23 protein-coding genes are annotated in these 26,129 nt (G+C 39.9%); 18 read left to right on the top strand and 5 right to left on the bottom strand.

The genetic code is table 11. The features are described from left to right. The first annotated feature begins 11 nt into the window (after positions 1-11). The 3 genes from GPM24_RS09760 (at position 12) to GPM24_RS09750 (ending at position 2,201) form a co-directional block, all read left to right on the top strand. Positions 12-446: a hypothetical protein gene (locus GPM24_RS09760; RefSeq protein ID WP_158826574.1), complete on the top strand. Its 435-nt coding sequence runs from the start codon at positions 12-14 to the stop codon at positions 444-446. Between the two features lie 253 nt (positions 447-699). Continuing rightward, positions 700-1,686 carry a phage portal protein gene (locus GPM24_RS09755; protein WP_158826573.1) on the top strand — a complete coding sequence of 329 codons (987 nt, stop codon included), beginning with the start codon at positions 700-702 and terminating at the stop codon, positions 1,684-1,686. Beyond that, entirely contained in the window at positions 1,683-2,201 is a 519-nt protein-coding gene (locus tag GPM24_RS09750; RefSeq protein WP_158826572.1) for a phage portal protein, read from the top strand. Before GPM24_RS09755 ends, GPM24_RS09750 begins: the two co-directional genes overlap by 4 nt. 42 nt (positions 2,202-2,243) lie before the next feature. Here the strand turns inward: GPM24_RS09750 and GPM24_RS09745 are convergent, their stop codons facing one another. From GPM24_RS09745 to GPM24_RS09735, 4 genes are all read right to left on the bottom strand, one after another. Next, entirely contained in the window at positions 2,244-2,495 is a 252-nt protein-coding gene (locus tag GPM24_RS09745; RefSeq protein WP_158826571.1) for a hypothetical protein, read from the bottom strand. Between the two features lie 117 nt (positions 2,496-2,612). Further along, positions 2,613-2,744 (bottom strand): hypothetical protein, encoded by a 132-nt coding sequence (locus GPM24_RS22285; RefSeq protein WP_255459114.1) that lies wholly within the window; start codon positions 2,742-2,744, stop codon positions 2,613-2,615. Between the two features lie 332 nt (positions 2,745-3,076). Next, positions 3,077-4,858, bottom strand: a complete 1,782-nt coding sequence (locus GPM24_RS09740; protein WP_158826570.1) for a Kelch repeat-containing protein — start codon at positions 4,856-4,858, stop codon at positions 3,077-3,079. Positions 4,859-5,120: 262 nt separating this feature from the next. Beyond that, positions 5,121-6,566, bottom strand: coding sequence for a hypothetical protein (locus GPM24_RS09735; RefSeq protein WP_158826569.1), 1,446 nt, complete (start codon positions 6,564-6,566; stop codon positions 5,121-5,123). A 252-nt stretch (positions 6,567-6,818) separates the two neighbouring features. Between GPM24_RS09735 and GPM24_RS09730 the strand changes: the two genes are divergently transcribed. The 15 genes from GPM24_RS09730 to GPM24_RS09660 all read left to right on the top strand — a co-directional run bounded on the left by GPM24_RS09730 (position 6,819) and on the right by GPM24_RS09660 (position 25,208). Beyond that, positions 6,819-6,980, top strand: a complete 162-nt coding sequence (locus tag GPM24_RS09730) for a hypothetical protein (RefSeq protein WP_158826568.1) — start codon at positions 6,819-6,821, stop codon at positions 6,978-6,980. Between the two features lie 785 nt (positions 6,981-7,765). After that, positions 7,766-9,937: a YobI family P-loop NTPase gene (locus GPM24_RS09725; protein ID WP_158826567.1), complete on the top strand. Its 2,172-nt coding sequence runs from the start codon at positions 7,766-7,768 to the stop codon at positions 9,935-9,937. Between the two features lie 57 nt (positions 9,938-9,994). Further along, positions 9,995-11,470: a hypothetical protein gene (locus GPM24_RS09720; protein WP_158826566.1), complete on the top strand. Its 1,476-nt coding sequence runs from the start codon at positions 9,995-9,997 to the stop codon at positions 11,468-11,470. A gap of 389 nt (positions 11,471-11,859) precedes the next feature. After that, positions 11,860-14,655, top strand: a complete 2,796-nt coding sequence (locus tag GPM24_RS09715) for a type I restriction endonuclease subunit R (protein ID WP_158826565.1) — start codon at positions 11,860-11,862, stop codon at positions 14,653-14,655. Further along, complete coding sequence (locus tag GPM24_RS09710; RefSeq protein WP_158826564.1) at positions 14,655-16,334, top strand: type I restriction-modification system subunit M; 1,680 nt, start codon at positions 14,655-14,657, stop codon at positions 16,332-16,334. Before GPM24_RS09715 ends, GPM24_RS09710 begins: the two co-directional genes overlap by 1 nt. Then, complete coding sequence (locus GPM24_RS09705) at positions 16,334-17,926, top strand: restriction endonuclease subunit S (protein ID WP_158826563.1); 1,593 nt, start codon at positions 16,334-16,336, stop codon at positions 17,924-17,926. The genes GPM24_RS09710 and GPM24_RS09705 overlap by 1 nt, the downstream gene beginning before the upstream one ends. Next, positions 17,907-19,730 carry a restriction system-associated AAA family ATPase gene (locus GPM24_RS09700; protein ID WP_158826562.1) on the top strand — a complete coding sequence of 608 codons (1,824 nt, stop codon included), beginning with the start codon at positions 17,907-17,909 and terminating at the stop codon, positions 19,728-19,730. The genes GPM24_RS09705 and GPM24_RS09700 overlap by 20 nt, the downstream gene beginning before the upstream one ends. Before the next feature lies 1 nt (position 19,731). After that, positions 19,732-20,832: a hypothetical protein gene (locus GPM24_RS09695; protein WP_158826561.1), complete on the top strand. Its 1,101-nt coding sequence runs from the start codon at positions 19,732-19,734 to the stop codon at positions 20,830-20,832. Between the two features lie 420 nt (positions 20,833-21,252). Further along, the gene (locus tag GPM24_RS09690; protein WP_158826560.1) at positions 21,253-22,017 is read left to right on the top strand and encodes a hypothetical protein; all 765 of its coding nucleotides are present in this window, start codon (positions 21,253-21,255) and stop codon (positions 22,015-22,017) included. Positions 22,018-22,178: 161 nt separating this feature from the next. After that, positions 22,179-22,469, top strand: coding sequence for a helix-turn-helix domain-containing protein (locus GPM24_RS09685; protein ID WP_158826559.1), 291 nt, complete (start codon positions 22,179-22,181; stop codon positions 22,467-22,469). Beyond that, positions 22,466-22,729, top strand: a complete 264-nt coding sequence (locus tag GPM24_RS09680) for a helix-turn-helix domain-containing protein (protein ID WP_158826558.1) — start codon at positions 22,466-22,468, stop codon at positions 22,727-22,729. Before GPM24_RS09685 ends, GPM24_RS09680 begins: the two co-directional genes overlap by 4 nt. Beyond that, positions 22,726-23,034: a hypothetical protein gene (locus tag GPM24_RS09675; RefSeq protein ID WP_158826557.1), complete on the top strand. Its 309-nt coding sequence runs from the start codon at positions 22,726-22,728 to the stop codon at positions 23,032-23,034. The genes GPM24_RS09680 and GPM24_RS09675 overlap by 4 nt, the downstream gene beginning before the upstream one ends. A 190-nt stretch (positions 23,035-23,224) precedes the next feature. Further along, the gene (locus tag GPM24_RS09670; RefSeq protein ID WP_158826556.1) at positions 23,225-23,602 is read left to right on the top strand and encodes a plasmid mobilization protein; all 378 of its coding nucleotides are present in this window, start codon (positions 23,225-23,227) and stop codon (positions 23,600-23,602) included. After that, positions 23,592-24,569, top strand: a complete 978-nt coding sequence (locus tag GPM24_RS09665) for a relaxase/mobilization nuclease domain-containing protein (protein ID WP_158826555.1) — start codon at positions 23,592-23,594, stop codon at positions 24,567-24,569. The genes GPM24_RS09670 and GPM24_RS09665 overlap by 11 nt, the downstream gene beginning before the upstream one ends. A 36-nt stretch (positions 24,570-24,605) precedes the next feature. Further along, complete coding sequence (locus GPM24_RS09660; RefSeq protein ID WP_158826554.1) at positions 24,606-25,208, top strand: hypothetical protein; 603 nt, start codon at positions 24,606-24,608, stop codon at positions 25,206-25,208. A 388-nt stretch (positions 25,209-25,596) separates the two neighbouring features. Here the strand turns inward: GPM24_RS09660 and GPM24_RS09655 are convergent, their stop codons facing one another. Next, entirely contained in the window at positions 25,597-26,034 is a 438-nt protein-coding gene (locus tag GPM24_RS09655; RefSeq protein WP_158826553.1) for a helix-turn-helix transcriptional regulator, read from the bottom strand. Positions 26,035-26,129: the final 95 nt, after the last annotated feature.

Raw genomic sequence — 26,129 nt, 5'->3', positions numbered from 1 at the left:
GGACTTGCAATTTGGCAGATATGGTGGTAACGGGTACGCGCGAAGCATTTGCCGCACTGATTAATAGACGAGGTATATACAAGAAACTGGGCGTTAGCATCAGTACTGTTGCAGGTTGGAAGATTTACTTAAGCGAGGGCAAAAGTATTTCCTTAGACAAAATGGAAGAGATGCTTTTGAGGGCTGGTGGAACAGTAGTGCAGGAAAAGGTTTGGGAAGTAAATAGCATACTAGGCAACGACACATTTACCGCCGCAGAAATTGAAAGCATTAAAACATTGATTGCTAAAATCAGGTCGTCAGGAGAAGTCTTGCAGAAAAAATATCGTCGCCAGCTACGCGAAGATTTTAATTTTCGTATGGAGGATTTTGAGCAAGGCAATGGTTTTACCGTTGATGATTTGCAAAAAGCTATTGTTGAAGGAGACATAAAAGTTTCTAAATAACTCATATGAATAAAGCACGCAGGCATGAATTGAAAATGCTTAAGTTAAAAAAGAGGTTAACGCAATTGTCATTATTAGGAAAAGTAGGTAAATTTTATGCTTACAGATCTCATGGCAAACCTTGCTCATGTTGGCTTTGTCGCAACGAAAAATATCAAAGATCCATGGGAAACATGAAAGCAATTAAAAGTGAGTTGAATATTGCATAAAGTCAGAATAGCCTTATCAATAATTCATAGTAAGCACTATACAAATGCCCGTGCCTACACGCATGGGTATTTGTATAGTGCTTACAATAGAACTAAGCGAAATCCAAGCCCTTTTAAGCGACCCTACCAAACTGGTCAGTAAAATATCCGACCTTGCACCCGACATCCCAGAGCAGTCCGTTAATTTCTGGCCTGAACAGCATAAGGTTGTATCTGATATGCAATACCGCCCGGATAGAAATGTTGATGTAACTACCGGCGTAAAAGATGCCAATGGCGACGAGATTTTCAGGCAAGAAACCAAGCCCGTTCACGGCATACCCTCAGCTACGCAGAAGCTTATTATAGATTGGTCGGTTGACCTGGCGCTATCGGGAGGTATTGATATTGATTGCACACCGCGTGAAAACGTTGCAACAGATGAAACCATGTTGGCCATGGTCAAAAAAACGCTTGAGGATAACAAGTTTGATTATCTGGCTTTGGAGATCGAGCGCTTAAAACAGCGCTACCTCACCGTGTTGCTGGTTTGGTATTCTGTACCAGCCGAAGAAGACTACTGGGAAGGCATAGGTCGTAAAGACAGTAAATATAGCATGCGTTGCACCATTCTCAGCCCTGAAGATGATAACATCATCATCCCTATTCGTGACCAGTACAAAGACATGGTAGGTGCCGCGCGCAGATACACCGTTAAAATTGATGGCAAGGATGTGGAGAAGATGAATCTGTTCCTGACGGATAAGTACATGACGTTTAAGCAGGATACTGGCGGATGGCAACTGGAAAATTCAACACTCATCAAATATGGTAAGGCAAATTTTATTCTGGATGAACAGAAGCGCACCGAATGGGCCGATGTTGATGCGAAAATTGAGAGGGTAGAGGAGATAGACAGTGACACGGCTGATGAAAATCAGCAATCCGCATTCCCTATCTTGCTGGCACGTGGCAACATCGTGGCGGCTACCGGTGGAGGCGCATCCAATACCCGTAAAACCTTCCAGATGGATGCGATAATGCAGATTTGAGATATGTAGAATCCAAAGGAGGGCAGCAGTCAGCCAGCGACGAGCGTAAGAACATCCGGACTGACATTTTTATTGAGACGGCTACACCAGATTTGAAGTTTGAAGACATCAGCGGAGATTTGCCAGGTGTTACCATTGAAATAATGCTGTTACCGGCTACCAACAAAGCACGCCGGAAACATAAAGGCAGTATCGGTATGTTTCATCAGCGTAATCTGAACTTCTTAAAGTCAGCTATGGCGGTAATCAATACAGAAGTTAAGCCATCCGTAGGGCTGGTGATGAAACCGGAGTTTAAGATTGAGCTGCCGCGTAATTTAAAAGAGGAGTACGCCAATATTGTTAGTCTGGTGGGTGCTGGGTTGATGAGTAAGGAAACGGCTGTAAAGCAACTGGCATTTACCGCTAATCCCGAAGAAGAGTATGAACGGATTAATGCCGAAGCAACGGAAGCGGCTAAGTTGTTGCAGCCGGTAACGTCGGCGCCTAGACCATCGGAATACTTGGAAAAGTAACTATGGAAACATTGTATCGCATTAATCACTCATGCCGAACTGTCATTTATTATTTTCTTGGTATTGTTTATCAATCTGTTCGCCAACTGCGTCAACAAATGTTTGTGGAATAACAAATATGTCTGGACCGCCAGAGTAATACCAGCCTTGTTCCGACTTTTTTACTCGAAAATATAGATCAGATCCGCTATGTTGATCGATAAACATGTATTCATTACCATCAAACATTATAGGTCCACCAAGCACAGTGCCATTGGGGCTATCAAAGTAAACAGCAGTAATATATTCAGCCATAATGCAAACTATACAACAAACACTAAATACAAAGTAATTGCACATTGAACGGCAGTATATTATCTCTTACTTACAAACGCCACCCGTACCGCTATTCTTAGCGCAGTGCTTACAATACTAACAATTTTTACAGGCTTTACAAGATTTGCTGCCGGTGCAGGTGGCAAACGCAGCTTTGGCGACAGGCTTATGTCCGGCCGTAGCAGAAAGGGTAGTAGCCAGTGCTACCAGTGTGATAAGGTGTTTCACGGTTCATTAAATAGTCTTGTAATATAGAGAAAAGATTACTTGGTGCAAAAGAGACTCCATTGATAAAAGCAGCCTTTAATTTATAACGATCATTGCAAAATAAGATACTGCGGATCACTAACCTCAATCTGCACCTTTTTCTTATATCTATAAGTTTACCTATTATCGTAATGACCATTCCATCTACTTTTGCAGCAAGCGACTTTGCCTGACCTCTTAATACCACAGTCAATGGCTGATTAGGATATGCAGCGCCCACGTTAAGCAGAACCAGGCTGCCTAGGTCTTTATAGCCATATACTTACTGCACAGTACCAGTAAATACAAGCGTGCTATCTCATAGATACCTTATACACGGTATAGTTAACCTTGCTAGCACCTTTATTGCCGTTTGAGTAAACATCATATCCTAAACCAACATAAAGGCTTCCATTAATCGGCAATAAGAAACCTTCAGTCTGGCTAACCCAAGCTGTAAAGTAACTGTTTCCAATTACCGGGGACCACTTGTCGGTGGCCGGGTCATAGGAGGCGAATAGCGAAGAATAAAGGCTGGTATAGCCAGCGCCCCATTGACCACCATAAACAATTATTTTGCCATTGAAACTAACTAAATATGGCCTGAAAGTACCAGTGTTGGGATAATCGATCCAACTCTTTCTTATTAAAGATTTGCCGTTTAAATCAAACTCATAGAATTTATTGACAAAGTTTGACGAAGCTGGGCCGGATACGACCGCAGCTGTTTGAAGCAAATAGATATGCCCATTGTTGATTACTGTTCGCACATTGCCTAAATCATTCGGAAAAGACATATATACATTCCAGCTTCCATCTGCCGGGTCAAAGATCCTTAAATTTAATTTGCCAACTGCTTGTTGGTTGTAAAAAAAATTTGACTCACTTGTAATACAATATAATTTATTGTTCCAAACAAAGAAATCAACAATACTTAGCGAACGATCCTCATCGTGATCTGAAGTTAATAAAAGGTAAGTCCTTCTCCATTCGTTAGTTGTAGGGTTATAGGAAGTAATGAATTCTCGGTAATACTGTTCTTGATTTTTGCCACTTGGCCGGTCATACGTTGGAGGAAAATATATTATGCCATTTATGGTTTTAGCGCCGTTTCTATAGTCAAAATAAGGGCTAGGTTCCATCTCATTCGAAACAGGTAATTCTTGCCAGCCACCTGTTGCAGGGACAAGGCTGTAAAAATTAGTTTGGCCTTGACCAAAGTTTGAGTAAGTGTACAATTTTCCACCAGATTCGAAAAAACAACCAGCGAGCGTGTATTTTACCGGATGTTTAATTGCTGTTAATAAACCGCCGTTGGATACCGTTACATCAGTTGTATATACCAGCTTGCCTTTGTACGAAAGTGTGAACTTTGCGGTTCCCAGTGGAAAATCATCGGGTACATCAAATAGAACCTGCCTGTGTGGTTCAAATCCCGTATTCTTCAAAATCCTACTGACGGTAAGGCTGACGTTATTTAAAGTGCCGCTATAGTTTTGTACATTCTCGTCAGTACCTACCACCTCTACTAATAAGGAGTTATCCTGATAACCGATGGTCTTATATGGGGTAATACCTCCTTCATACAGAATGCCTCCTTCATAATTTATAAAAAAGTCTTTTGGGTGGTAGTTGAAAGCGCCTTTTCCAGTTACAATATAAGGATTTCTGATTTCATATGGGGCAAATGCCTGACTGAAGACGGGAGATAGTATTTCTTTACCATCTTTATCAATCATACCTATTCGATAATATGCTTTAACATTATCAAGATAAATACTGAAAGCATACTTAGAATAGTATCTGGAGTTGTTAAAATTTGTTGGAGGTTTGCTTGTTCCTGCAAGTTCATTTATTAAATCCAACGAATCATTATCGAAGTAAACCTTCGTCGACTTAGCATCTTTAGTAAGCTTATAAGAAACAACCATCGACAAGTTAGTGATGCTATCTACCTTTACATCTGAATAAAAAGGTTGCTCAACTGGTTTTTGAGGTTTTGTTTCTTCTTGTGTATGGTCTTTTTTACATCCTGAGTTAAGAAAAGAGATGCAAAGGAAAAACCAAGCAAAGTAATAGCAATAAGGCTTAGACATATGTTGTTCTGTGATTGTTCAAAGATATGAATCAATCAGCACTTTCAAACAAAGCGATTATCCTCCGATGGTGCATTTTAATAATTATAAGAGTGTATTTCACAACTGTAATTCGATTTTAGGTCACGAGGCATATATTATAAAACAAATGTTTCAGCCGATCAGCAATTAAGGCAACGGCTCAGTGGCCGGTATATTCTTACGGAATAAGAAGTAAGGAATCAAAACCAACAATAGTGGTTAAAAGGTAATTCTTCATGACTTAATTATTCCCATCCTTGTCTACCTTCATCAGTTTGATTTGGTAATCAAGAGGACCATCGTGGCTGCCTGAAGCAACAAAACCTTCATCAATGTATTTCACGTCATAACAGTTGCCTTCTGTATATCTTTTCTTCCAGATAATTTTGCCTTGTTTATCCGTTTTGATGAGCATCCAGTAATTAGATATGCCTGCAAACGGTGGTACGTAAATGCCGGAAAGTATATATCCATCGGGCGTAAAATCAAAACCGGTTAATATTAAGTATTCGGTAATGTTTAAATCTGCTGTCATCAGCACATCTCCATTAGGTGTGATTGTTGTAATTCTAGGTCTACTTTGGAGGATATCAGTTATGATTGTAAAAGTACCGTCTGGCCCTGCCTTAACGTCCTTAGCATGGCATGTGCCGGTTATGGGGAATCGCTTTAACCAAACAACGTTTCCTCTATCATCAAGTTTGGCGTAATATGATTGAATGACTTCAGTGCCGGCATATTCCCCAATAACAATAAATCCATGATCGTTGGTTTCTGCAATAGCAGTGGCCGATGTAAAAGTTTTTTCATCTTTATCAAAGAAGTGATTTTCCCATATAAGTTTACCATCTGACGAAAACTTATATATGAGAGCGCCTGCATCACCATAACCAACTACCATGATGGTGTTATCTTTATTCACCGAAACGTTACGTATCAGAAGATTTAGCCCGGTTCTTGGAAAGTAGTGTTCCCACAATCTATGCCCATTGGCGTCGACTTTTACAATGGCGGACGATCCGTTTACAACAAACCCACCATCAGCCAGTTGTACAACGTTGTATTTAGTATGCCCTACTGAAAACCTATTATCGTACCAGAAACTGTTAGACCAAATCTTGTTTCCAAATTTATCAACTCGCAAGAGCGTGATGATCTCGTTATTGTAACTGTTTCCATAAATACCCTCCTTATAACTGGCTGATGCAAAGCCGCTGATCACATATCCGCCATCAGGTGTTTGTATGAAGGAGTCACCTTGGTTTTCAGGTGCTACATCATATGTCTTGATGAATTTTAGATAGTATTTTAAAGTTTGAAAGCTAATCGGTTGTGACTTCACATTGCCGTGCTGATCTTTCAGTTCAACCTTGCCTTCATAACTGGTTTCAGCAGTTAATTTCTTGATGATATAACTAGCGCCTTGCTGGTTCTCAGCTATCGTTTTGTTATTTAACGTGATAGCGTATTTTAAGACGTCGCTTTGCTTTGCATTCGTGGTGTTGAGCGTAATTGCAGCAGAGCTATCTGTCACCGCAGCAACAGTAACTGTAAAATTAAAAGTTGGCGTATTATCAACAGGTGGGGGCGTGTCAGTTTGAGTCTTTACAGGTTCAGAATCTTTCTTCGAGCATCCGGAAAGAAAGAGAAACAGTGATAACGTACAAAGTGCTAAATATTTAGCCATTGGAGTATTGGGGTTTAAGTTAGAGCGAAGATATTAAACAGAACGATGAGTTCAAATTGAACCATTCATTGTTAAGTGCTTTCCGAGCAACTATAAACGTCAAGCTGCATTAATTAAATACATCAACCAACCCCACTTAGTAAGTCCACGAACTTTACCACACGCGACCCTACCAGTAACTTCGTGACATATCCGCAAGGTGTAGACGAGTAATTAAAAAATGCAACTTAGCAACTCACTCAAAAACTTACTATGTCACTTAAAATCAAGATTGCAGCACGACTGAAGGTAAAATCAGCAGGCGTGAACCTATCTCAAAAATGTATCGATGCTATTGTTGCCCGTGCTGAAAAAGGCTTAACGGACGAATCCGACGATACAGCTATTGATGCCAACCTGGACACCATTTATTAGATGTCACATATAATACCCGTTGGATGACTTGAGAAGGGTTCGCATTAAATACTAGTAGCATTAAAAATTTTGTGCATTCAATAGAGATACTTTTTACAAAGTCACAAAAACACATGCCACAATCGCAAAGCATAAAAACATATCATTGACTAATAAAATATAGTTGGTATTGCTGGTCATATAACAACTTGCAGGTAAGTTCAGTGAATCTCGTAAGTGCAATAAAATTAAACTCAAGACAGCAGTAGCAGATTTTGATTGCGTGCCTAACATTGTATAATTACAATAAAATTTTGTATCGCCATTCAAATTGCCATCGTTATTTGAATACGGGCTTTTAGAAAATTGCTACCATTTTTGCTACCAATCAAAAATTTAATATAATAAAAGGCCCTTATTGCTAAATAAGGGCCTTTTTAAAATTTTGTTGGTGGAGCCGGAGGGAACGCTGAGAACGGCGTTACAGGCTCTCTTTTGATATCTATGTCTTGGTTTATAGCCCTGCTCACCGAGCGCTCACCAGATGGCCACTATTTGACCCTTAAATTATGCTACTTAGTGTAATGAGACTAAAGATAATAATTTTTGGTCAGCATCACAAATTTTGTTAGGATAGAATTTCAAAATTAAAGGTGTAGCGGGTTCCTATAATCCCCCAAAGTATTGATGCTAAAACGGCTGTTTCAGGTTGTCTGAAATTGTTTATCTTCACTGAGTAGTAGTTAAATACCTGAACCATCGTGAAGAAATACTTAAAAAATTTTGCCAAATCTACTCACAAATTGTTGGGTAAATACATTAATGCCTGGGATCGAGAGGATGCAGTTACAGAGACCGGGTCCGCTTATAACCCATTGTCACCAATCGACAACGCGGATGCACATCAATATTTTGAGGCTCTGAATTGGGCTTTGGAGCATCGCAGGACGAAAAACATTTACAACATCGCCTTAACAGGACCTTATGGCTCAGGTAAAAGCAGTATTTTGAAAACCTTCCAAAAGAACAACCAAAACACGGACTTGGTATTTTTGGAGATATCACTGGCGACTTTTAAAGAAGAGAACCCTGGCGAGGATAAGGAAGAAAAGGATCCTGCACCCGCATCTGGCGGAGGTTCAACGCCTCCGGCAACCATGGAAACGAAAGACAAACCGGACCTGCCCAAAAGCAAGGATGACCTCCTCCGACTTATTGAGCTGAGTATCCTGCAACAGATATTTTATCACGAAGAAGACAAAAAAATACCTGATTCCCGCTTTAAGAAGATCAAAAACTTCAAGCGTAAACAACTCATCTGGATCACTGTGAGCATCATGGCGGCCATGCTGTTCGGTTCTTATTTATTTTTTCCGGAAAAAGATGAACAATTGTTACTAACCAAGTTCCCTGGTTGGCTGGCGAAAGACCTTCATTGGACCTCTTTGCTCATTTTCTTGACCGCAGTGTCATTTGTGGTCTTTCGCTCCATCCGTTTGGCTTATGGCCTGAGAGTCAGTAAATTCAAGTTTCAAGATGCGGAGATCGAGATTGATAAGAATATCAGCAAATCCATTCTCAACAATCACTTGGACGAGATACTCTACTTCTTTGAGGTCACTGACTATTCGGTCGTATTAATTGAAGACTTGGACCGGTTCCGGCAGGCCGAGATCTTCACCAAGTTGCGCGAACTAAACCTGTTGATCAATAATTCCAAAAAGGTCGAACAGGCCGTAGTATTTATTTATGCGGTGCGGGACGAGATGTTCCGGGACAAGGACCGCACCAAATTCTTTGATTTTATCATTCCTGTTATCCCGGTAATCAACAGTTCAAACTCCAATGAAAAACTGACCTCCATCGTGAAACAAAATGCCTATAAGATATCCGGCGACCTAATTGATGACCTAAGCTTTTTTATCGATGACATGCGCCTGTTGTATAACATCATGAATGAGTATCACATTTACCGTGAGTTGCTTGGTGAGGAACTCGATCAGGATAAATTACTGGCCATGATCGTTTACAAAAATATATATCCCGAGGATTTCGTGGCATTAAGTGATGGGAAGGGCATCCTTTACAAAGTAGTCAACGGTCGTAAGGCCTACTCTAGTGAGCGTATTAAAAAATTGGATGAAAAGATCGAAGCTAATAAGGCGCGTATCGAGCAGTTAGAGGAGGAACTGTATGAAGACGAAATTCAGTTGCGAATGATATATCTAGGATATTACGCTTCGCGAATCACCGGCTTTTCTCAATTTATCATTGATGGTGTCGAAAAGACCTTCAAGGAGATCGCCGACGATGAATCACTATTCAAAAAGGTGACTCAGGATAAAATCGCTTACAAGTATTTTACGCATAACTACAGTAACCAATATACCCTGCAACAAATTCAGTCGTCAGTGAAATTCGCGCAGGTAGAAAATGATTTGGCGGATGAGTATACTTATACAGACCGGCTCGCAATTATCAGAGAACGCTTTGATGATCGGCAGGAGACCCTTAAGGAAGAAATCGCCAAATATGAAAAACTCAAGACTGATCTGCGGCATTTTAAGCTCAAGGAGATACTTAACGACAGCTCAGCCAAGATCGATATTGACGAAAAGTCGCCCCAAGGCTTATTGGTAAAACTGCTCTTACGTTCGGGTTATATTGACGAAGATTACCTGGATTACATATCCTTATTCTACGAGGGCAGCATCACCAAGGAAGACCGTACCTTTCTGCTGAATGTCAAAAGTCAGATCGCGCTGAGCTATGACTTTAAACTTCAAAAGATTGGCAACTTAATTGGAAAGATCCGAGTCGTTGACTTTCAGCAACCCTACCTTTTGAATTATCAACTGCTGGACTATTTGCTGGCTCAACCATTAGAGAACCAGCGAATCGCGGTGCTGTCTCAATTGAATGAAGGTTACGAATATGCTTTTTCCTTTATTGACGGTTATCTAACCAACGGGACGTAGGTACCGGTTTTCATCGAAGAGCTGACTAAAACCTGGCCAGGCTTTTGGAAGTTTATTATGCAACAAACCCTGCTGACCAAGGAGCGGAAGCGGGAGTACTTTGAGTTGGTGATAGCCCACGCGGCAGTAGATTCGTTGAAAGCGATCGCCCGCGTTTCAGACTTGGACAAAACCATTTCCGGGACGGAAGATTTCATGCAGTTGATTCCCGATGAGGAGAAGCTCAAAAAAGTGATCACTGCTTTACAGATTAAATTCAACGCGCTTGATCTGAAATCTGGTCCAAAGAAGCTTGCCTCCTTTGTGTGTGATAACGAACATTATCAATTGCTTCCGGTCATGCTTGAGCGAGTTATCGACTTTGCTGGTACGTTTGATCGGGAAACCTTCGATAAGCGCAACTATGAGGCTATCTATTCTTCCGGTTATCCGAAATTGATTAGCTACGTCAAGAAACAGTTGAGTGATTATCTCACGAATGTCTATCTGAAAATGACGGACTATCAGTATATGGATTCAAATCATTTTGTTACACTGCTGAACAACGATACCATTGCTTTAGAGTTACGGAGGCAAGTTATCGCAAAAACCACCACACTGGTTCCGCTGATCACCGAGCTGACCCACGCTGCCCTAGATGATGAATTATTGGAATGGTCATTGGTTGAGGCTACTTGGTACAATGTTATCATGGCCTATGTCCGTAAGGAAAATTCAATAAGTAATGCCCTTATAGGATATTTAAACGATAGCGCGATTGCCGGCGAACTATCCAAACGTAAGATTGATAAAGATAATCCGGTTACCGATCTGGAGACCGTTAAAGCCTTCATGGTGGAGCTCATTAATCGGACCGACCTGTCGGACGAAGCTTACGATCTCTTAATGATTAGTATACCTTATTGGTATCCGATGAGCAAGTTCAATGCTGAGTTGACCAAAGAAAAGATAGACCTGCTCATCAAGCGCTATGTAGTATCTCCGGTTCCGGAGAACTTCAGCGCCTTAAAGGAGCGCTACCCTGGAACGCAATTGTTGCTGATCGAACGCAGTAAAAAGGAGCTTTTTGAAAAATTAGAGCAATTTACACTGGACAGTTCCGACGTCGTGGGCATTCTTAAATCTGTCAAGTTTACCTTACAGGAGAAGAACACGCTAGTCAACCATGTTAACGACATTTTGTTGGTTAATAACCGGCAGGTGCAAACCGAATTAATGCGGTTGATTTTTGACCATGCATCTTTTAAGGTCCCGGAAATGGTATTGCTGTCTTTATTGAAAACTGCCTTCCCAATAGGGCAGCGGGTTAAACTCTTCAACATGCATTACCAGCAGTTCACCACCGCGCAAATGGCGGAAATCTTCGCTACATTTCCAGACCCGTTTGACGATATAGGGGTTCGTTACAAAAGCCCCGTCATCCCTTACGGTACCGAAAACGGTTACCTAGCCAACAATTTGCGGTCAAAAAATTTCATTGCTAATATCAAGGAAGAAAAAAAAGGGATACGCCTGATCAGCTTCAAAAAATGATTGTCGCTTGTGCCGGTCACAGAATAGATTGTAAAGACGTCAAATCTTTAAATTTAGCGTGGTAATTGCGGTTCTTCAACGGTTCGAAGGCCACATATGGTCCCAATGGTTTGGCATCGATGCCATGACCTTTTTGTTATTTTTAAACAGCCTCAGGTGCATGAAAGGTTCGGTTGATATCATTTCCTGAATGACCACTAGCCTCCATGGAGATTTTTTTAAAATGTAGCGATCAGCCCCTAGCTTATTGTATTTTACTGAGAAGGGATTCTTAAGATTGTTTAGCCATCATAAATTAGCTATTATTGTTTACTCAGGCATAATAGAGTAACTGAGCCTTATATTATTGAATAAGAGATTTTTATTTATCTACATAGTACAACAAAATCTTGAGCAACGAGAAACTAACACGCAAAGAGATAATCGACAAGCGCATACAAGAAGCGGGCTGGAATATTCAGGACCGGACACAGGTTGTAAAAGAATTTATCATTCGCGGAAATGCTGATAGACTAAATGAGCCTGAGCTTAAATACGGTGTGGAATTTTGTGACTATGTACTTTTAGGAAGGGATGGTAGGCCGATAGCAGTTATTGAAGCTAAAAAGACATCAGCGGATCCAACTATCGGAAAAGAACAAGCAAAACAATACTGCTACAACATTCAGAATAGTCAAAATGGGGACTTACCTTTTTGTTTCTTTACGAACGGACATGACATCTTTTTCTGGGATTTAGATAATTATCCTCCAAGGAAAGTGCATGGTTTTCCAACCAGAGAGGATTTACAACGCTATAAATACCTTCGTCAATCGAGGAAGGCTTTAGCTAGCGAATTTATCAATACAAAAATAGCAGGACGTGACTATCAGCAAAGAGCGATCAGGTCAGTTTTGGACGCAGTAGAAAAACGCAAAAGAAAATTCCTTCTAGTAATGGCGACGGGGACTGGCAAAACAAGAACCTGCATTGCATTAGTTGAATCTTTGATGAGAGCCGGTTGGGTTGAAAGAGTACTTTTTCTAGTTGACCGTATTGCTTTACGTGACCAAACATTAGATGCTTTTAAAGAACATCTATCAAACGAACCAAGGTGGCCCAAGGTTGGTGAAAAATCTATTGCACAAGACAGGCGCATTTATGTTTCGACTTATCCAACTATGCTGAACGTCATACGAGATGAAAACAATTCGCTTTCTCCCCACTTTTTTGATTTGATTGTGGTGGATGAAAGCCACAGGAGCATTTACAATACTTATCAAGAAATTCTTGACTTCTTCAACACGATAACTCTGGGCTTAACTGCTACTCCTACCGATATTATCGACCATAATACTTTTAATTTATTTGAATGCGAAGATGGAGTTCCAACATACGCTTATTCTTACGAGGAGGCTGTCAATAATATCCCACCTTATTTGAGCAATTTTCAGGTAATTAAAATTAAGACCAAATTCCAGGATGAAGGTATTAGTAAAAGGACTATTTCACTGGAAGACCAGAAAAAGTTGATACTTGAAGGAAAGGATATCGCGGAAATGAACTATGACGGCACTGAACTCGAGAAGACGGTAAGCAACAGAGGTACGAATTCTTTGATTGTAAAGACTTTCATGGAAGAATGTATCAAAGACCCTAACGGAGTTCTTCCCGGGAAAACGATTTTCTTCTGTGTTGGCAAACGCCATGCAAGGGAAATTGAACATATATTCGACAATCTTTATCCTGAATACAAAGGGGAATTAGCAAAAGTAATTGTATCCGATGATCCAAGAGCATATGGAAAAGGTGGTTTGTTAGACCAATTCACCCATGATAACATGCCGAGAGTTGCAATCAGTGTCGACATGTTGGATACAGGAATTGATGTTCGTGAATTGGTCAATATGGTTTTTGCAAAGCCTGTGTTTTCCTACACAAAATTTTGGCAGATGATAGGTAGAGGAACTCGTTTATTGGAGCCAACCAAAAAGAAACCTTGGTGTATGGAAAAGGATGTTTTTCTAATCATGGATTGCTGGGACAATTTTGAATACTTCAAGCTTAATCCTAAAGGCAAGGAATTAAAACCGCAAATCCCATTACCAGTCCGACTTTTCGGACTACGACTAGATAAAATTGAAAAAGCTATTCAGGTTAACGAAGCAGATATTACATCTCGTGAAATTTTAAAGCTTAAAAAACAACTTAAGCAGTTGCCTCAAAGTTCAATAGTTATAATGGATGCTAAAAGCCAATTGCAACGAATTGACGATGATGATTTCTGGAATCAGTTGACAGCAAAACAAATTGACTTTCTTAGAACTGTTATTAAACCATTGATGAGAACTATTTCCGATGCCGACTTCAAAGCAATGCGTTTTGAAAAGGATATTGTGGAAGTGTCATTGGCTCAACTGAATAAGGACATAGATAAATATGATACACTTCGATATGGAATAATTGAAACTATTGCTGAACTCCCTTCTTCAATCAACATAATTGCAAAAGAAGCGGAATTAGTGCGGCAATCTCAAACCAATCAATATTGGGCAACTATCAATGAAGACAAGTATGATGAATTGATTAATAAGTTAGCTCCTTTAATGAAATTCATTGAGTCTGCTAATGTGCAACTTGGACCAGCTAAATTCAATTTGCAGGACATCATCACGCAAAGAGAATTTGTCGAATTTGGTCCCCAGCATGAATCGGTAAGTATTTCTAGATATAAAGAGTTAGTCGAAGAAAAAATAACCGAGCTAACCGAAACAAGTCCGCTCTTGAAAAAAATTAAAGCCGGTGAAGCAATTTCGGATGAAGAAGCTCAACAACTTGCAGAAGAACTTTATGAGGAACACCCCAATATTACTATTGATCTGCTTCGCAGAGTATACAATCACCGCAAAGCTCAGTTGGTGCACTTTATCAAGCATATTCTGGGGATTGAAGTTCTAGATTCTTTTCCAGAGACGGTGTTCGAAGCATTTAACAATTTTATTGTAGCTCACAGTTATTTAAGCAGCAGGCAATTGCAGTTTTTGGATTTGCTCAAAAGCTATATCATTGAAAGAGGAGACTTGGAAAAACGCAACTTAATTGAATCACCGTTCACCATGCTCCATCCGGAAGGAATTCGGGGGGTATTCAACCCAAATGAGATTGATGAAATTTTAAGTTTAACAAAAAAATTATTGGCGGCATAATGTTACAAAACAACGCAAATCTTAAATCAACTATTAACAACCTTTGGAATACGTTCTGGAGTGGTGGTATTAGCAATCCTTTAACGGCAATTGAGCAGATAACCTACTTGCTTTTTATGAAGCGATTAGACGACATGGAAGCAAAGCGAGAAAAGGATGCTGAATTCACTGGCGATTCATATACTTCTCGATTTGAAGGCACTTATGTACCGTATGTTGATGAAGCTTTGTATCTGTTTAAAGATAAAGATGACTACCCCAAGTATGTGAAAGATCTTGATGCTGCCAAGGCAAAGGTTGAAGAACTGAAAAAGCCAAGACCTAAGGCGGAATTGCGTTGGTCGTTCTTCAAATCAATGGCACCGGCCGAGAAAATGTTGGAACATGTTAGATTTAATGTCTTTCCGTTTATCAAGAATTTAAACGGTGGAACATCTCCATTTACCAAACATATGGCAAATGCGGTTTTCATTATCGAAAAGCCGTTGTTGCTTGTAGAAGCCATCAAGCAGATAGAGTTAATTTTTCTGGAGATCGAAAAAGACGCCATGGAAGGTGGACATGCTTTTCAGGACATACAGGGGGATGTATATGAAATGTTGTTAAGTGAGATTGCAACAGCAGGTAAAAATGGACAATTCCGAACTCCAAGACATATAATAAAATTAGTTGCTGATTTAGTTGAGCCTAAATTAGGGAAAAGAATTGCCGATCCTGCTTGCGGAACAGGCGGGTTTTTGCTCGGAGCCTATCAATACCTTTTAAGTGATTTGGTTCGCCAGAAAGATCCTTCCAAGCTGATAAAGGACAATGATGGTTTTGAAAGAGGAACACTATCGGCTGTCCTTACCGAAGACGTAAAACAGATTTTGGAAGACAGTTTCTTCGGTTATGATATTGACATTACGATGGTTCGTCTTGGATTGATGAACCTAATGATGCACGGTATTGACAATCCGCATATCGACTACAAAGACACCTTAAGCAAAACTTACAATGAAGATGCTCAATACGACATCGTAATGGCAAACCCGCCATTTACCGGAAGCATCGATAAAGGCGATATCAATGAAAACTTAAAACTGCAAACAACTAAGACAGAACTTCTTTTTGTTGAACGTATTGTCACCATGCTTAAAATGGGTGGTGTGGCTGCTATAATTGTACCGCAGGGAGTGTTGTTTGGAGCAGGAAAAGCATTTACCCAACTCCGTAAGAAATTGGTAGAAGAAGCTCAATTAAATGCTGTAATAACAATGCCAAGCGGGGTTTTTAAGCCGTACGCTGGCGTGAATACTTCGATTCTCATTTTAACCAAAGGCGGGATAACTGAAAACACTTGGTTTTATGAAATGAAGAGCGACGGTTATGAGCTGAATGATAGACGCGCCGAAAAATATAAAGAAGGTGGCATTCGGGATTTTGGCGATTTACAAGACATTATTGTCAAATACAGGGGTCGCAATCCAAAGATCGATACAGACAGAACAGCTCAATGCTTCTTTGTCCCTAGAAAAGAAATTGAGGACAAAAACTATGACCTAAGTATGAGCAAATACCAAGAGCAGGTATTTGAAGAAATTGAATATAAAGAACCGGCTTTAATTTTCGAAGAACTCGAAAATTTGGAAAAAACCATACTTTCTGAATTAAAAACGTTAAAAGACATGATTGCCTAATGGAAACCACAGAGTATAGATTAGGTGATGTATGTAAATTGAGGAATGGGTATGCCTTTAAAAGTGAAAACTTTTCAAATGAAGGAATTCCTGTAATCCGTATTTCGAACATCAAGGATGACGAAGCCACTTCAAATGACGCTTTAAGAACAGCAGAGTCCAGTGTTTTTGAAAAATTTAGAATTTACAAGGGAGATATTCTCATTGCAATGTCCGGTGCTACTACAGGAAAATTCGGACGCTACAACTCTGATCACAAAGCATATCAAAATCAGCGGGTAGGATGCTTTGTGATTCAAGATGAAAATAAGTTGAATTTAGACTATTTGTACATTTTACTTAAAGGTTTACAAAAGAAAATAGAGCTTGATGCTTATGGTGGAGGCCAACCTAATATCTCAGCGTCAATTATCGAAAATTATAAAATACGACTTCCATCGTTAGAAAATCAAGTAAGAATTTCGAAAATTTTATATAAAGCACAAAGCTTAATTAAGCTAAGGGAAACGAGTATTAAGTTGTTGGATGAATTTCTAAAAATGAAATTTATCAAATTGTTTGGCACACTTTCTTCACCCAAGTTTCCTACGAAACCATTAAAAACATTCGCGCTCAAAATTACTGATGGAACTCATCAGAGTCCAAAGTTTACTGAATCTGGAATACCATTCTTATTTGTTTCAAATATTAAAAACGATGAGATAATTTATGAAACGGATCGTTTTATATCAGAAGAGGAATACGATATTTTAATTAAAAGGACTCCTATAGAGATAGGTGATATTCTTTATACTTCAGTGGGCTCGTACGGCAATCCTGCAATTGTTAAATCCTTGAAAAAGTTTTGCTTTCAAAGACATATAGCATATATCAAACCTAATGAAAATAGAATAAACTACATCTTTTTATTTGGTGCATTAAAAAGTGATTTTGTAAAGGCTCAAGTAGAGCGGTCAGTTAGAGGAGCTGCGCAAAAAACTTTAAATCTTAGCGATCTAAAAGCGCTTTTAATTCCAGATGTCCCAAAAGAGCTTCAAATAAAATATGCTGAAGTTGTCAATGAGATCGAGAAAATTAAGAAATCATTCATCTCGTCCAAATCGTTCCTGATTGACTTGTATCATTCCCTTTCTTCAAAAGCATTAAAGGGACAGCTTGAAACCATTGAAAGAGGAGTTATAGAAGGCATAATGGATGTTCAACCGAAAGTTAGCGGAGATGTAATAGCCGTTGAAAAAATTAATAAAGAATTAGAAGAATTTCACAAAAGTCAACCTCATACAGGTGCACCGGATGAAATCGACAATACCATTCGTCAACTTGAGGTGGAGTTGAAAATTAGGGGTGAAATTCCTTTTTGGGATGAATACGTAAAATATCGAATCGTGAAAGGCAAATTTAAAGAACCATTCACATTTGCTCAACTTTGGGAAGAGATCACAAAATTTCCTTTTGAAGCCGTTCCTGCATATGATAAGATGGCGAATTTGCTTTTCAAATGGTTATCGGAAGAAAATGCTTTTATAAAGCAAAGATTTAATGAATCGACCAAAGAAATAGAATTAATCGTACATGAAACTGCTGAGGCTTAAATTGAACGAGGATTTCAGAAGCTTGCAGGCAGGCTTTGAAGTTCATTTCCTTCGTGGTTTTGACAGAAAGAAGATTTGGGACTTCATGCCCTACTGTTTGGTGGGTCGAAACGGCAGTGGTAAGTCGAATATTTTGGAAGCATTGGCGGCTATCTTTTATCACATGGAATGTATTTACCTTGAATACCGCCCAGAAGATTTTGAAGGTGAAAAAAATGAAAATGGAAAGGTCATTCGTAGTGGTTTTTTTGCAGAAAAATGTACCCCAGATGCATTTGAGATAGAATATCTCATATCAGTACCCAGAGATATTACGGCAAAAAGGTTTGAGTACTTGAGCAATATTGCATTGCAAGATGAAATAGCACATGTTCGAATTACAAAGCAAACCGGAGAACCGCCTTTTTTCGAATGGATCGATCGAGATGAGTTAGAACCTGGAGCCACAAACCCTCCCGCGAGGGACATAGCAAAGTCATTATTACCTGACTATATTCTTGGCTATTCATCTGGTGAAAATGAGATTTTAAGCCTTCCGTTTTTCAAAATGCTATTTATCCAATATGACGAGTATGAAGACGCATTGAGGGAAGAGACCGGCTATGCTCAACCCGAAAGTAGGTTAGCTTATTTAGATGCCCAGCACAGTCAGGCCGTATTCTTGACTAACTATCTAATGCAGGACGAAAAAATACTAAAACCGATTTATGAGGTGATCGGGATAAAGGCAATCACCCGATTTAGAATCATTATAAATCAGAGTAAGAAGATTCCAAAATATAGGTTTGAGGATTCGAGTTTGGTCGAAGAACAATCGTTAGGAGATAAAAGGGACGATTTTTTTGAACTGACAAGCCAACTCAAAAGAAAAAATGAGTCTTTAAAAGATTACAAAGCCATTGATAAATTAAGAAGCTGTGCAACAAGTCAGTTTTTTGACGCAGAGAAAAAGGTTCTCTATCTGGATTATTTAATTGATTCTGATAAAAGGAATGAAAATGGAGAAATCCTCGCCAACGAGCATGGAGAGCAGATTGGATTGAGTGAAATGAAAAAAGCTTTCAGAGCTCATTTTAATGAGGACCCTTTTGAGTTGTTTAGGGCGTTTCATATTCTTCTCACACTTAACTTATACGAAGTAGACCGCAAAACTAAGGAAGAATTATACAAATCAGGTAGTTTGTATGTGAATGAGACGGTGCCCGTTCTTGCTTCGGAAAAACGGATCATGCGTTTTAAAGACTTTGCTATTAAAAAGAAAGGAACCCGCGGAGAGATTTTAAGCAAATCACTGTCTGACGGGGAGCACCAATACTTACATGCAATGGGAATTTGTTTGCTATTCAAAGATACAAACTCACTTTTTTTACTTGACGAACCAGAAACGCATTTTAATCCAGACTGGAGAGCCATGTTTGTTTCCACTTTAAAAGATTGTCTGTCTCAAACTAAAAAGAGAAATATTAGGGAATTACTCATTACTTCCCATTCTCCTTTTATCATTTCGGACAGTCATGAAGAAAACGTACTGGTTTTCAAAAAGGATAACGAAACAGGAGTTGTAACTGCAGATAGACCTGGCTTCAACACGTTTGGCGCCTCTGTGAATCAGATTGCTATTGAAATTTTTGAAAGAGAAGATACAATAGGGGATTTGGCAAATTCAGAAATAACATCTTATGAAACACGATTCAGGGAAGGAGAGAATGCGGAAAATTTAGTTAAAGAGATTAATTCAAGACTTGGAGATTCTGTTGAGAAAACCATATTAATTAACCGTATTAAAGGATTTATAAAAGATTAATATGCTCTTCAAGTACAAATATGTAAATCATGAAATTGAGAAGTTTCAAAAGTATAGCGACTTTCTCTTTAATCATGTTTGGACAAAAGCAAGAGCTGATTTTGATTCCTCTAAATTGAATCAATATCCAGAACTTAAAATTATTTATGAGACACTTCATTATGACGATGGAGATTGGGCTCAGTTTTTCAATTCGAGTATCGAAAATATTTATGCTGAATTTCTGAAGCTGGGCAAAGCTCAGCGAAAGGAATTGAAAGGGTGGTACAAGACGAATAACAGAATTCATTCTTTATGTATAAACACTGATTTAAAACCTGTTAGATATCAGGAGATTGAAGCCCGATATCCAAAGTTATCACTTTTGTTAAAGACCTTTTATGAAAGGCTTTATGGTTCAACCTCCCCTTTTATTTTAGCGATCTTTGGGAATATCAAGGACCTAAAAAAGTCGCACTACGAAGACTTTATTGATGCCAATTTTGATGGACACGAAGGGATTTGTCCATTCTGCGGCTTAAATTCAATTAAGGGGAATGATCATTCAAAGTTGGAAGCGTACGATCACTTTCTTCCCAAAGGAAAATATCCTTTCAACTCTATCAACTTCAAAAATTTGGCACCAATGTGTCATGAATGTAACTCTTCATACAAATTGGAACAAAATCCTTTGATTAACATCGATCCTCTTTCGAATGAGATTTTAAGGAGAAAAGCCTTCTATCCGTATTCGCTGGAAAACTGGAATCTTGATATTAAAGTCGAACTTCTAAACCCTGATTTAAAGACTTTGACAAGTGAAGAAATAGGTATTACTATGACTTGCAATGGAAAAAATGAAGAAATAGAAAGTTGGAAAGAAGTTTATGGAATTGAAGAAAGATATAGGGCCAAGTTGCTAGGAAAACATGCTGGCAAGAAATGGTATATTGATTTAAAGGATGGAATCCATGTAGCCAAGAAAATATTAAAAAACGATGATTTGTCAAAAGAAGATTGGTATAAGTTACTTTTAAATCAATGTAGTGAAGACATGATGGCGGATTGTAATTTTTTAAAAAAGGCCTTTTTTGAAGAATGTACAAGACTAGATATAGCCTAGTGTTGATTTGTAATACTCGAACACTGATAACCAAAGGAAAGCCATTTTTTGCTTTCAAACTAAACTTTCTAATGTCTACATCTCAAGTATTATTTACATTTTTTTAAACGGAAAAAATGAACTTTAGATATAGCAAAATTTCAAGAATTTGATTACGTGAATTCCTACTACGTTATCAATCGAATTGAGAGACTATTTGCAACTCTGCTAACCCTTCTTTTCCCTTATATATTTAATAGTGACTCAGTTATTTATACTTCTTTTACTTAAATGGCAATAAAACGTTCCCTATTCTTCATTGAATCAAAGCTTAGATTAGCCTTTTATAACTCTTGAGTATGAGTTTAAATGTTTACATATTGGTTTTGATTATTAAACTTGGGTTGTTTTTCTTCGTTAAATAAAAAAAACTTCACAGCCATGCCTAACCGATATTTCAAAGCCCGCCAACCATTCGATTTCAATCCGCACAAATACGACATCGGTATATTAACCGGGTTAAAACGGGGTTATGAAGACAATTTATTTATCCGCAAACTTCTTGATCTGCATGAATCGGAGTATGCTCTGTATTACAAACATCACCTTAAATACTTTCTTCCAAAAGAACCTGATGGCGAACAGGAATTCTTCACCTTCGTCTGGCAGATCGTACAGCGACGCATCAAATTTATTGAGCAGAAGGATCCTTTTCATTCCAGCCATGCAATGGATGTAGAGTTGATCGCGATCCTCACTAGGTTCCAAAAATACCTGCGCTCCATAGACCGCTGGCATACCGAAAAAACACTACCAGAGATCATTTCTGAACAGTATGAGCAGATCCAGCACCAGGAACAGAAAATAGCAATTTTGAAACAAGAATTGAAAGAAGCCCGGAAACTGGAAACTAAAGAGGTTATTGATATCCCCAAGGGATATGTTCTAACCTTCGTTGATCTATGCCAAAAAATGAGGAATATCATTTTACCTAAAGAAGGAAAAGAGCTGGTCTTTTCTCGAACAGAAATCGTATGGACCAAAATGATCTCCAAGTACTTCACAGAAGGCGGTAACGAGATTAATCACGATACCATCAGGCGATATTTTCCAGCAGATCATAAAAATCCGGGAGATAAATATTCCGGTGTACCTGCGAAATACCAGTTATTCGATATCGTACCCGCGAAGAAGCGCAGCATTTAATAGGACTTTCCGTTCTGATGCTTTGCTCAACTTATGCTAAACAGCTATAGTTGTCATTTCATAAGCCGTTAAGGCATTCTCACCTTTCTTATACCCCTTCAATTTAACCACGTGAACTTGCATGGTCATCGCCGCGTGCCGTTATTACTTTCATTTGCGGCATGACGATTATCAACGACGAAGCCTTAAGCCGCTGCATCCGGGATGCAGTCAGGGCAGAACTAAAGGAACATTTTAATCTAGGACGCAATCCGCCGCCAGAGAATGAACGGCTTCTCTCCAAACAGGAGCTGGCCACAGAGTTAGGCGTGTCATTGGTCACGCTCACTGACTGGATGAAAAAAGGATTGCCTTTTCTTCGTCTGCACAAGCGCGTCTATTTTAAAAAAAGCCAGGTGCTTAACATCATGCACCAAAACATTACAAATCAGATCAAGGAGGACAAACGATGAATGTGGAATTAATCACCAGTGAGGACTTGAAGCAATTTAAGAATGAAATGCTATCAGAGATCAAAAGGCTGATCGGCACACCGCAGGGTCAAAGCAAGCAATGGCTAAAAAGCGTAGAAGTGCGCAAGCTGCTTAACATCTCGCCAGGCACTTTGCAAAACCTGCGGTTAAACGGCACCCTGCGCTTTACCAAGATTGGCGGTATGCTTTATTACAAACTGGCCGACATCAACAAACTTTTAGAAGGAGGTGCATTATGATAGCCGCAGATTTTAAAAGCAATTTTAGCCGTTATAGTAACTGGATCAAACGCATGGGCGCGGATAGCCGGATGCTGGCCACCCACGTCAGCTTGTTTACTGGTTTGTTTGTCTGCTGGCAACGGAGCGGCTTTCAAATGCCCTTTACCATCACCCGGAAAACACTGATGGCTTACAGCCGGATCGCCTCAATAGCAACTTATCATAAGTGCATTAAAGAGCTGGATAAGTACGGTTATATCAGTTACCAGCCATCTTATCATCCGAGGCTCGGCAGCCTTGTTTGGCTACCTAAAAACGGATAGTGAACAGATGAATGAAAAGGGCAATTTACCAATGTCCGGTTATAGGAATAGTGCGCAGAAAGATTGTACGACTTGTAAGGAGCGAGTTAATGTTTTTGCTATACAAAAACCCGGATACACCCTGACGGGATGATCCGGAACTCGCTCCCGTTGGTCGGTGTTTAAAGAAGATCTAGAAAGGAGTTAGTCCATGACAGCAATCACAGAAAAGAGCAATTTAAATAAGAAGCGAACGCCGGGCAGACCTAAAAAAGCGATCAACCGGAGCAGCATTTTGATGGTCAGGTTGACCCCAACCGAACGGCTGCTGATTGAGGAACGAGCCAAGAAAGCAGGCATTAAGCCGAGCGAATGGTTTCGCAGGGCAGCCAAAAGCGCCAAGGTTTTTCCGCGCTTTACCGCCGAGGAAACGGCTTGGTTCCGCATGCTCGCGGGTCTGGCCAATAACTTCAATCAGTATGTGCAGCTGGCACACACCAATGGGTTGCTGTCCATGGCGATAAAGGGACAAGCTGTAATCAGGCAAGTAGAAGCGCTGTTAACCAAACTCAATAAACATGATGGGTAAGCCAATCACCGGCAGAAGTTTTGGCGGCTGTATCCGCTATGTGGTCGATCGGCAGGAAGCCAAGGTATTGCATGCTGAAGGCGTACGGATACAGAATGCCAGCCAGCTTATTCAGGACTTTAACCTGCAACGCAAGATGCGGCCTGAGTTAGGCAAAGCAGTAGGGCACCTCATCCTGAGCTGGAGCAAGGAAGACTTAGCAAAGCTTAGCGATGCGATCATGGTGGAACGGGCGAAGGAGTACATGGAAAAGGTGGGGATCCGTAATACGCAGTTTGTCGTGGTGCGACATACGGATAAAGCGCATCCGCACCTACACCTGATTTATAATCGGGTGGATAATAAAGGTAAGACGATCAGCGACAGGAACAACTTTGCAAAAAATGTCAAAGCCTGTAAAGAGATCACCTTGAAGTACGGCTACCATTTGGGTGAAGGTAAAGCACAGGTCAACCGGCAAGCGCTACGTGGCAAAGAAAAAATAAGGTACGAGCTTCACGACGCCATCAAAGCTGCCTTAATAACAGCCACCAACTGGAGAGAACTAGAAGCACAGCTTGCTAAGCAAGGTATTGCTATAGCACACAAATATAGAAACGGCACCAGTGAAGTACAGGGTATCTCTTTTGAAAAAGTCGATCTAAAAATGAAAGGCTCGGCAATCGACCGCAGCCTGAGTTATGCAAAGATTGATGCTGCTTTGAATCGGAATATGAAAATTCAGCTGTACCAGGCAACACAGCAGAGTGATGAACCATCACTCGCCGGCAGGTTAAGAGAGGCTTTACAAAACGACAGACAACATGAACATCATCACTACTCTGGTGGTGGTAAAAGCCTTTTGGATATTCTATTAACACCTGAGTTTATGCCAGCCGGGCCTGATCCCATAGGCGATGCTGAAGAAGCACGTAGAAAGCGAAAGAAACGTAAGGGTCAGCAGCAGACACAAGGGCCACGCTTATAATTAATCATGTAGAAAAGTAGCTTAAAACAGAATGTTATGCAACAGGAAGAAATAGAAGAAAAAGTAACGATGATAGAGGAATTGTTTCAGGGCTTAGTAGGTCGGATGGACATACTGGAAACCGGCATGGCTGATTTCCTAAAGACATTCATGGAACAATACCGAAATGTGTTGGAAAACATTGCTGATCGTGTAGAGACTGCGAATAAGCGTTACGATGATCGTAAGATACAGACCAACATAGATGAGTTGACAAAGATAGTTAGTAGTATGCCTAAGATTGTCACTGTCAGGAACACACATCATTTCGGTGCCTGGTCAAAGAGCTTGATCATTGGCGTCGTGATTGCCTTTGTTTTAACGGCCGGTTCTATAGGAACAGCGCTTTACTTTAATCATCAGAATAACCGGCTAAACAGTGAGGCTTATAACTTTTGGTTGGTGCGGGCAATGTATCCCGAAGTATCGAAAACTATTGAAGCGAAGCTAACTGAAGATCCCAATGGCTTTATACAGCAAGCAGAAAAGGCTATGGTTAAACAACAAGCTATTATCGCAGCAGAAGCCGAAGCTCATCAGGCCGAACAGCAACAAAGAGCAGCTAAACAAAGGCTGGAGAAGGTAAAGTCAGCTAAGTAGAAGTGTACGATTGTCCCTATGTGGCTGCGGCAGATTACTGCATTGCACCACGCGCTTTGCGCCGAGTTTCATTTCGCAATCAGCCTCGCCACCCTCGCAGGCAAGTATTCGTACCTCACACACGCCTGCCCGCCCTGCGCACTTATCAGGAAAAATGTCACAGCACCGCCATCACAAAGATAGCTACGCAGGAAAACAGTCAAGGGTGTATAAACAACGGCTATCGCCGTTGCCCTTGACAATTTCCCTGCTTTTAGCTTCGGCTGTTTAAGCGATGCAATGACCTGGTATGTAATGATGAATTAGTAAGTCAATATGAGATGCAGAAGTAGTTAGATTTATCTAGGAATGTAAACAGGGAACCGAACTTATTACAGCTTAACTTAACCTACTTATTATTTTTTAGCAGATCAATTATTTCAGCCTCTCTTGAAAGCAAACGCTCATAAAGCTGTTTGTTCTCCTGATGTAGTTGCTTAATTTCGTCCAACGATTCGATCCATTTTTCCATTGGGTTAATCGTGCATTTATAGTATTGACTATATGCTACAGCCTCATCATTAAACGTGTTGGCAATTATATTAACCGCTTTGTCCTCATCTAAATTCTTAATGGCCTCAACAGGTACTTTAAGTATAGTAGCGACTTGAGTTAGGATATCTTCTTCAATTGTTTCTTTCCCTTCCAACAGAGATACTCGTTTTTGACTCCAATCCTCACCTAAAGCTAAAGCAAGCGCCTCCTGCTTCAATCCCAGCATTTCGCGAAAACGTTTCACATTGCGGCCTTGGTGAATATTTTTTGGAGTGTCGGTAGCTGTACTCATAATAAAAACGGTTGGTTAGGCAAATGTATGAAAATTTGAATTTCAAGTTACCTGTTTTCTGGGGCTTATACAAGCATAAATTACCTGGCTGTTAA

This window comes from Mucilaginibacter lacusdianchii, assembly GCF_009770985.1.
In the GTDB taxonomy this organism is placed as follows: domain Bacteria; phylum Bacteroidota; class Bacteroidia; order Sphingobacteriales; family Sphingobacteriaceae; genus Mucilaginibacter; species Mucilaginibacter lacusdianchii.
Note: the sequence above shows the minus strand (reverse complement) of the source record. Positions and strands in the feature narration are given on the sequence as shown.